Source organism: Mesorhizobium sp. M1E.F.Ca.ET.041.01.1.1 (assembly GCF_003997355.1).
Classification (GTDB): Bacteria; Pseudomonadota; Alphaproteobacteria; order Rhizobiales; family Rhizobiaceae; genus Mesorhizobium.
Genome location: NZ_RZSL01000293.1, coordinates 1 through 7,683, shown reverse-complemented (window position 1 = coordinate 7,683; position 7,683 = coordinate 1). Strand labels below are relative to the sequence as shown.

7 protein-coding genes are annotated in these 7,683 nt (G+C 64.2%); 1 reads left to right on the top strand and 6 read right to left on the bottom strand.

The window, feature by feature from the left end; translation table 11 throughout:
* The 5 genes from EOA38_RS21850 to EOA38_RS21830 form a co-directional block, all read right to left on the bottom strand.
* A partial coding sequence (locus EOA38_RS21850) for an aldo/keto reductase (protein ID WP_127300224.1) occupies nt 1–1,923 on the bottom strand: 1,923 nt, incomplete at its 3' end.
* A gap of 55 nt (nt 1,924–1,978) precedes the next feature.
* On the bottom strand, nt 1,979–3,064 hold the full coding sequence (ugpC, locus tag EOA38_RS21845) for a sn-glycerol-3-phosphate ABC transporter ATP-binding protein UgpC (protein ID WP_127300223.1): 1,086 nt from the start codon (nt 3,062–3,064) through the stop codon (nt 1,979–1,981).
* A 12-nt stretch (nt 3,065–3,076) separates the two neighbouring features.
* Nucleotides 3,077–3,913, bottom strand: coding sequence for a carbohydrate ABC transporter permease (locus tag EOA38_RS21840; RefSeq protein ID WP_127300222.1), 837 nt, complete (start codon nt 3,911–3,913; stop codon nt 3,077–3,079).
* A gap of 13 nt (nt 3,914–3,926) precedes the next feature.
* A complete protein-coding gene (locus EOA38_RS21835; protein ID WP_127300221.1) occupies nt 3,927–4,787 on the bottom strand; it encodes a sugar ABC transporter permease in 861 nt (286 codons plus the stop codon).
* A 183-nt stretch (nt 4,788–4,970) separates the two neighbouring features.
* Entirely contained in the window at nt 4,971–6,239 is a 1,269-nt protein-coding gene (locus EOA38_RS21830; RefSeq protein ID WP_126091100.1) for an ABC transporter substrate-binding protein, read from the bottom strand.
* 106 nt (nt 6,240–6,345) lie between these two features.
* Here EOA38_RS21830 and EOA38_RS21825 point away from each other — a divergent pair, with 106 nt between their 5' ends.
* Nucleotides 6,346–7,212 carry a helix-turn-helix domain-containing protein gene (locus EOA38_RS21825; protein WP_127300220.1) on the top strand — a complete coding sequence of 289 codons (867 nt, stop codon included), beginning with the start codon at nt 6,346–6,348 and terminating at the stop codon, nt 7,210–7,212.
* A 19-nt stretch (nt 7,213–7,231) separates the two neighbouring features.
* On the opposite strand, the gene EOA38_RS21820 is transcribed toward EOA38_RS21825, so the two are convergent.
* The coding region (locus tag EOA38_RS21820) for an ATP-binding protein (RefSeq protein WP_189434789.1) at nt 7,232–7,683 on the bottom strand (452 nt) is incomplete at its 5' end.

Below are 7,683 nucleotides of genomic sequence, written 5' to 3'. Positions count from 1 at the left end.
GGGGCCGATCAAGGGCACCGACGGGAACGGCTGCGCCAGGACGTAAGCCAGCGCGACATGGATCGGGCTCTTGCCGAGCCGCTTGGCCAGTTCGATGGCGCGGTCGCGGCGGCCGAAGTTCTTTTCCGAATACCAGACCCGCACCAGCTCCTCATTGTCGGTCCGGTCGCGGCCGGCGCGGTCGGTGAAGAAGCCGCGGCCCTGGCTCGACCAGGCGAAGTTCGGCATTTGCCGCGCCGTCAGCCAGGCCTTCCAGGCATCGGTCGAGGAGGTGATGCAGCCGGCCCAGATCGGCTCCAGCATCTCGGCCAGGGAGAAGTTGTTGGAGAGCGCGCCGGGCTTCTGCTTGCCGGTGCGTTCGGCATAGGCGATCGCTTCATCCATGCGCTCCATCGTCCAGTTCGAGCCGCCGAACAGGCCGCGGATGCGGCCGGCCTTCGCCTCCCGGTCCATGGCATCGACGAACTCGCCGACCGGCACGTCCGGATTGTCGCGGTGCATGAAGTAGATATCGACATGGTCGGTCTGCAGCCGGTCGAGCGTCTGGGCGAGCTGCCTGGCGATCACATCGGGGTAGCAGAGCGGCGAATGCGCGCCCTTGGCGATGATCACCGACTGCTCGCGCACGCCGCGATTCCTCAGCCACTGGCCGAGCAGCGCTTCGGTGTAGCCGGCGCCGTAGACAAAGCCGGTGTCGAACAGGTTGCCGCCGGCCTCAAAGAAAGCGTCGAGCAGGATCGATCCCGAGGAAAAGGTCCGGAAATCCTCGAAGCCGAGCGCCAGAAGCGAGGCCTGCCGCGGCAGACCCGGAATCGCGCGCTTGCCGATGGCGGTGCCGCCCGTACGCAACGGCCGGCCGGCGATGGTGTTGACACGCTTAGCCGGCTTTTCGATCTCGTATTCCAGCCCGACCGCCGCGCGCCATTTGTCGAGCACGCGCAGGGTCCCCAGGCTGTCGGCCCAGCCCATGCCCGGCCAGGCAAATTCCTGCCGGCCGGCGAGGATCGCCTCGCCCGCGGCATCGACCTCGAAGGAATAAAGGTGGCGCGTTTCGTCGAGACTGATCGTCTCGCGCGTGCCGCCGGACCGGACCACGTCGATCCGGCCCGGTCCGACATCGCGGTTGCCACCGGCGAACCAGAAATCGGGCACCTCGATATGACCCTTGGTGCCGAAAATGCGCAGCACATTGTCCTGGTTGAGCGAAATGCTGCAGGAGACCTCCGCGACGATGCCGTTGGCGAAGGTGAGCAGCGCAGAGGCCCACTCGTCGACGCCGGACTGGCCGAGATGGGCCGCGCCCACCACCTTGTCCGGCTCGAGGAAGGGCTGTCCCGCCGCCGCGCCTGCAATCAGCCGCGCCATCGATACCGGATAGCCGCCGACATCGAGGATGCCGCCGCCGGCGAGCTCGTTGGCGTAGAGGCGATGCTCGGGCATGAAGCCCGGCATTGCGAAGCCGAAGCTCGACTTGATCATGCGGATTTCGCCGATGACGCCCGATTTGATCAGCTCGACCAGTTGCAGCGTTTGCGGGTGCAGCCGGTACATGAAGGCTTCACCCAGAAAAGAGCCGGCCTTGCGCGCCGCATGCATCATGGCGTCGCCCTCGAAGGCGGTCAGCGCCAGCGGCTTCTCGCACAGCACATGTTTGCCGGCTTCGGCGGCCTTGATCGCCCATTCGGCGTGGCCGGGATGCGGTATCGAAATGTAGACGGCGTCGACGTTCTTGTCGGCAAGCAACGCGTCATAGCCATCGAGAATGCGCGCGCCGGGAAAAGCCTCTGCAAGCCCCGGCTTGCCGGGGTTGCGGGCGCCAAGAGCGACCAGCTCGCCGTTGCGCGACTGCGCCAGGCCGCCGGCAAAGGATTTTGCGATGCTGCCGGGTCCGAGGATGCCCCAGCGAATTTTTCCATATGTCATGTCGAATTCTCCATGGGTCGCCGCCACGCCTGGCATGCCGGCAAAGAAAAACGGGTCAGCGGATCCTCGCGCCTGTCTTGTCGAAGAGCAGCGAGCGGTCCGCCTTGATCGATACGGTGAAATGGTCGCCGCTGGCGCGTTGCCGCGCCGCCTCGCGCTCGACGATCAGCTCCTCGGCTCCGGCATTGGCGTAGACGTAGCTCACCGAGCCCAGATGCTCGGCGACGTCGGCCTTGACCGGGATGTCGCAGTCGCCCTCGCCGGCCTCGAAGAAATGCTCCGGCCTGACGCCGAGCACGACCTCGGTGCCTACTGTCGGCAAAGCCTTGCAGAGCGGTTTCTTCAGCTTAGCGCCGCCATGATGGGCGAGCTCGACCGTCGCGGCGCTGTTGTATGTCTCGACGACCTTGGCGCTGAGAAAATTCATCTTCGGCGAGCCGATGAAGCCGGCGACGAAACGGTTGGCCGGGTCGTCATAAAGGTCGAGCGGGGCGCCGATCTGCTCGACATTGCCACCTTTCAGCACAACGATGCGGTCGGCCAGCGTCATCGCCTCGGTCTGGTCGTGCGTCACATAGATCATGGTGACGCCAAGCTCCTTGTGCAGCCGCGAGATCTCGACCCGCATCTGGACCCTCAGCTCGGCGTCGAGATTGCTCAGCGGCTCATCGAATAGGAACACCTGCGGCTCGCGCACGATGGCGCGGCCGATGGCAACGCGCTGGCGCTGGCCGCCGGACAATTGCTTCGGCCGCCGCTGCATCAGCTCCTCGATGCACAGGATCTCGGCGGCACGCTTGACCCGACGGTCGGTGTCGGCCTTCGGGTTGCCGTTCATCCTCAGCCCGAAGCTCAAATTCTGCTCCACCGTCATGTGCGGATAGAGCGCGTAGGACTGGAACACCATGGCGATGCCGCGGTCGGCGGCCTCGACATCGTTCACCACCTTGCCGCCGATGGCGATCTTGCCGCCGCTGATGTCCTCCAGCCCGGCGATCATGCGCAGAAGCGTGGACTTGCCGCATCCCGACGGGCCGACGAAGACGACGAACTCGCCGTCGGCGATATCGATGTCGGCGCCATGGACGACCTCGAAGGTGCCGAAACGCTTGACGACATTGGTGAGTGTGACGGCGGCCATCGCGCTCCTATCCTACTTGACCGCGCCGGCGGCGATGCCGGCGATGAAATGGCGCTGCAGCAGCACGAAGACGATGAGCATCGGCACCGTCAGCATCACCGCGCCGGCCATCAAGCCGCCCCAGGAGACCTTGGTGAGGCCGATCAGCGTGCCGAGCGCCACCGGCGCCGTCATCGCGCCGGGCTGGCTGTTGATCAGCAGCGGCCAGAGATAATTGTTCCACGAGGCGAGGAAGAGGATGATGGCCAATGCCGCCAGCATGGGCCGCGCCAGCGGCAGCGCGACGAAGAGGAAGATGCGCCATTCCTTGACGCCCTCGACCCTGGCCGCGTCGAACAGTTCGGCCGGCATCATCGAAAAGGCCTGGCGCATGAAGAGCACGCCCAGCGAATTGAACAGCGGCGGCACGATCAGCGCGATCCAGGTGTTGGCGAGCTGAAAATCGCGCGCCACCATGATGAATTGCGGGATCAGCACCACCGCGTAGGGAAGCGTGATGGTGCCGAGGATGATCGCCACCACCAGCCGCTTGCCGAAGAACTCGTAGCGCGCCAGCGCCCAGCCGGCCATCGAGGTGAGCAGCACCGACAGGAAGGTGTAGGTCACAGCAACGGAGACGGAGATGCCGATAGCGCCGATGAAATTGGTGTCGCGCTGCAGATTGTTAACATTGTCGAGGAAATTGTCGTGCGGCAGAAGCTCGATGCCGGGGCTGAAGATGCCGTAGTCGGGCATGGTGGAGAACACCACCATCATCCACAGCGGGAACAGCCAGACCAGCGCCAGCGGCGTCAGCACAAGGTGCAGCAGGAGGCTGCGTCCGAGCCGTCTTTGGGAGCGCGAGATCATTTCGGCTCCCCCGTCATTTCGGCTCCTTTGTCAGCCAGAGCTGCACCAAAGTGATGGCGATCGCCAGTCCGGCCATGGTGTAGGCGATGGCCGAGGCATAGCCGAAATTGAGCGAACGGAAGCCCTGCCGGTAAAGCAAGAGGCCAAGCGTCTCGGTGCCGCCGCCCGGTCCGCCGCGCTCGGTGATCAGGAAGGGTTCGGTGAAGAGCTGCATGGTGCCGATGATCGACAGCACGGCGCAGAAGACGATGACGGGCTTCAACAGCGGCAAGGTGATGTGGAAGAACTGCTTCACCTTGCTGACGCGGTCGAGCGTTGCCGCCTCGTAGACGTCCTCCGGAATCGACTGCAGGCCGGCGAGGATGATGATGGCGTTGTAGCCGGCCCAGCGCCAGGTCACCGCGATCATGATCAGCGCCATCGCCGGCGTGACGTTGGAGAACCAGTCGACCTTGGGCAGGCCGACGCTGTTCAAGAGCTTGTTGACGATGCCGAAATCGAGGCTGAACATCAGCCGGAACACCGCCGAATAGGCCACCTCGCCGACCACGACCGGGGCGAAGAAGGCGAAGCGATAGAGGCCGCGCGCTTTCAGCAGCGGCGAATTCAGAAGCACCGCCATCACGATCGCCAGCGAGATCATCACCGGCACCTGGATGACCAGGATCAGCAGCGTGTTCTTCAGCGCGTTGAAGAAGGCGGGGTCGCCGATCAGGCGGCCCCAGTTGAAGGTCGGCGCGAAGCGCCACGGCACGGTGCGGGTCGCCTGGAAGGAGATCAGGAACGAGCTGATGATCGGCCAGATCCAGAAGATGGCGAAGATCAGCAGATAGGGCGTGAGGAAGCGATACGCGGTGGCGTTGCGGTGGCGCATCGACTTCCCTCCTTTCTCTGCCTTTCCCTTCTCCCCCTGTGGGAGAAGGTGGCCGCGAAGCGGCCGGATGAGGGGTGTTCCAGGGAACGCCAACGTCTCACTCCGCTGGAACACCCCTCATCCGTCTTGGCGCTGCGCGCCAATCCACCTTCTCCCACAAGGGGAGAAGGAGAGCGGCGCCCCTCACTTCACCGGCAGGCCCGTCGCCGAGGCGATCTGGCTGGCGGCGTCGTCGAGCGCGGCTTTGGCATCCGCGTAGCCGCCGGCCAGGTATTTGGTCTGCACGGCGCGGACGATGATCTCGGCATCGCTCTGGAACTGCGTGCCGCGACTCGGCACGACCTTGGGCAGCGTGGCGAGGATGTCTTTCCACACCGCCTGGTCGCCCCAATAGGGCTGACCCTGCGCGACGTAAGGATCGTCGAGCGCCGAGATCAGCGACGGCACCAGGCCGAAATCCTTCAGCATGGTGATCTGGCCCTCATTCGTCTCGAGCGTGTATTTGAGATACGCGTAGGCCGCTTCCTTGTTCTTCGAGGACGAAGTGATGGCCAGCGAGGAGCCGCCGAGATTGGCGGCGCGCGGGCCGTCGGCGGTCAGGCTCGGCATCAGGTAGACGCCCCATTTGCCGCTTTCCTTCGGCGACTCGGTGCGGACCGTGCCTTCATACCAGCCGCCATAGACCTGGGTGGCGACGGTGCCGGCGGTGTTGTTCGTGATCTTGGTGCCCCAGTCGGCCGAGGACACGATGCCGGCGTCCTTCATCTCCTTGACCTTGGTCATGGCGTCGACGCATTTCGGCTGGTTGACCGTGATCGACTGGCCGTCCTCGGCGAAATAGGCGCAGCCCTGCTCGTTGGAGATCATGCGGAAGAATTCGGTGTCGCCGTTGAAATCGGCATTGGTCATGGTGACGCCGGGATTGGCGGCCTGGATCTTCTTGCCGGCGGCGATGAAATCGTCCCAGGTCTTGATCGACGCTGGATCGACGCCGGCCTTCTCGTAGAAGTCGCGGCGGTAGAAGACGGCGACCGGGCCGGAATCCCAGGGCATCGCGTAGGCCTTGTCGCCGACCTCGAGCTCGGTGCGCTTGAAGTCGGGGAATTTCTTCTGGTCTTCCGCCGTGTAGCCCAGCGTGTGCAGGTCGACGAAGCAGTCCGGGAACTGGCTCCAGTAGTTCTCGGCCTCGCCGTTCTCGATCGAGACGATGTCGGGCAGGCCGACGCCGCCGGCAGCGCAGCCGGCGATCGACTTGTCATAGGTCGGCTGGTTGCCGAGGTCCTGAACCGTGACCTTGATGTCGGGGTATTTCTTGTTGAAGCCTTCGACCGTCGACTTCAGCGACGAAGCGGCGATGTTCCAGCTCCATATCGTCAGTTCGCCGGATTGCGCGAGGGCCGGGCCGGAGCCCAGGGCAAGCAAAAGCGTGGCGCAGGTCAGTGTGGTGCGCATTGAAATCCTCCCATTTCGTTTGCTCTCTCACCGTGAGCATGGGTAGATTATGCGGCGCGGTAGGCTTGTCCCCGACAAAGGGAATAAGAAGTTGGCGGAAAGTAAGATGCCCGGGCGTCCGTTCTATCAGCCAGGTGCCAGCAGCGTCGAAGGCCTGCCGCTGGCCTTGCAGATGTTCCATAACCACCCGCTGGTGATGCTGAAGCCGCACTGGCACGCCCAGGTCGAGGTGAACTTCATCGTGCGGGGCAGCGTGCACTACCGCATGGCCGAGCATGAGATCGCGCTGTCGGCCGGCGAGATGTGCCTGTTCTGGGGCGGCCTGCCGCACCAGATGGACGATCTCACCGACGATGCGATCTATGCCGGTGCACATCTGCCGCTGGTGCATTTCTTCAGGCTGCACCTGCCGGCCGATGTCAGGCACCGGCTGATGACCGGCGCGACGTTGGTCACGAACGCCACCGATCAGTCCGACGACGACAATTTCAAACGCTGGAACGATTATGCGCGCTCCGGCGATCCGGCGAAGGCCGAGCACGCTGTCAACGAGCTGCTGTTGAGGCTCGAGCGGGTGCGTTTCGAACCTTACCGGCTGGTGCCGGAAACCACGGCCGGGCAAGGGGCGGGCAGTCCCTTCGACCAGCAGTCCTCGCGCAATGTCGGGCGCATGTGCGATTTCATCGCCGAGAATTTCCTCTACGACATCGACTGCGTGAACATAGCGGCCGCCGCCGACATCCATCCCAAATACGCCATGAGCCTGTTCAAGAAATCGACCGGCATGACGCTCAACGAATATGTGAACCTTTTGCGGCTGAGCTACGCGCAGGCGCTTTTGATGCATGAGGGCGCCAACGTGCTGAAGGTCGCGATGGACTCGGGCTTCGGCTCGCTCAGCGCCTTCAACAAGTCGTTCCGCAAGCTCGCCGGCATGTCGCCCTCCGATTTCCGCAGGGCGGGCGTCCGGTAGCCGCAGACTATTGCGTCGATCAGGCGGCCGGTGCCTTCACCGCCGGAAAGCTGACGATCACAACAAGCCCCGGATTGTTGTCCGCCAACGCGATGGTGGCGCCATGCAGGTCGGCCACCGCCTTGACGAGGCTGAGGCCAAGGCCGCTGCCGGGCGTCGTGCGGCTGGAATCCAGCCGGTAAAGCCGCTGGAAGACCTTCTCGCGCTCCTCGGGCGGAATGCCGGGGCCGTTGTCGCGGACATGGACGAGGATGCTGTCGTCCCGGCGGGACACCGCCAGCTCGATCGCCGTGCCCGGCGGGCAATGCCGCAGCGCGTTCTCGACCAGATTGGAGAGCATCTGCATGAGCAGGTCGCGATCGCCGTGGATATACCATTTCGTATCCGGAACGAGCTTTGTTGCCAGGGATTTCCCATCGTCCTCGGCGACATCGGCATAGACCTCGCCGATGTCGCCGAGGACGATGGGAA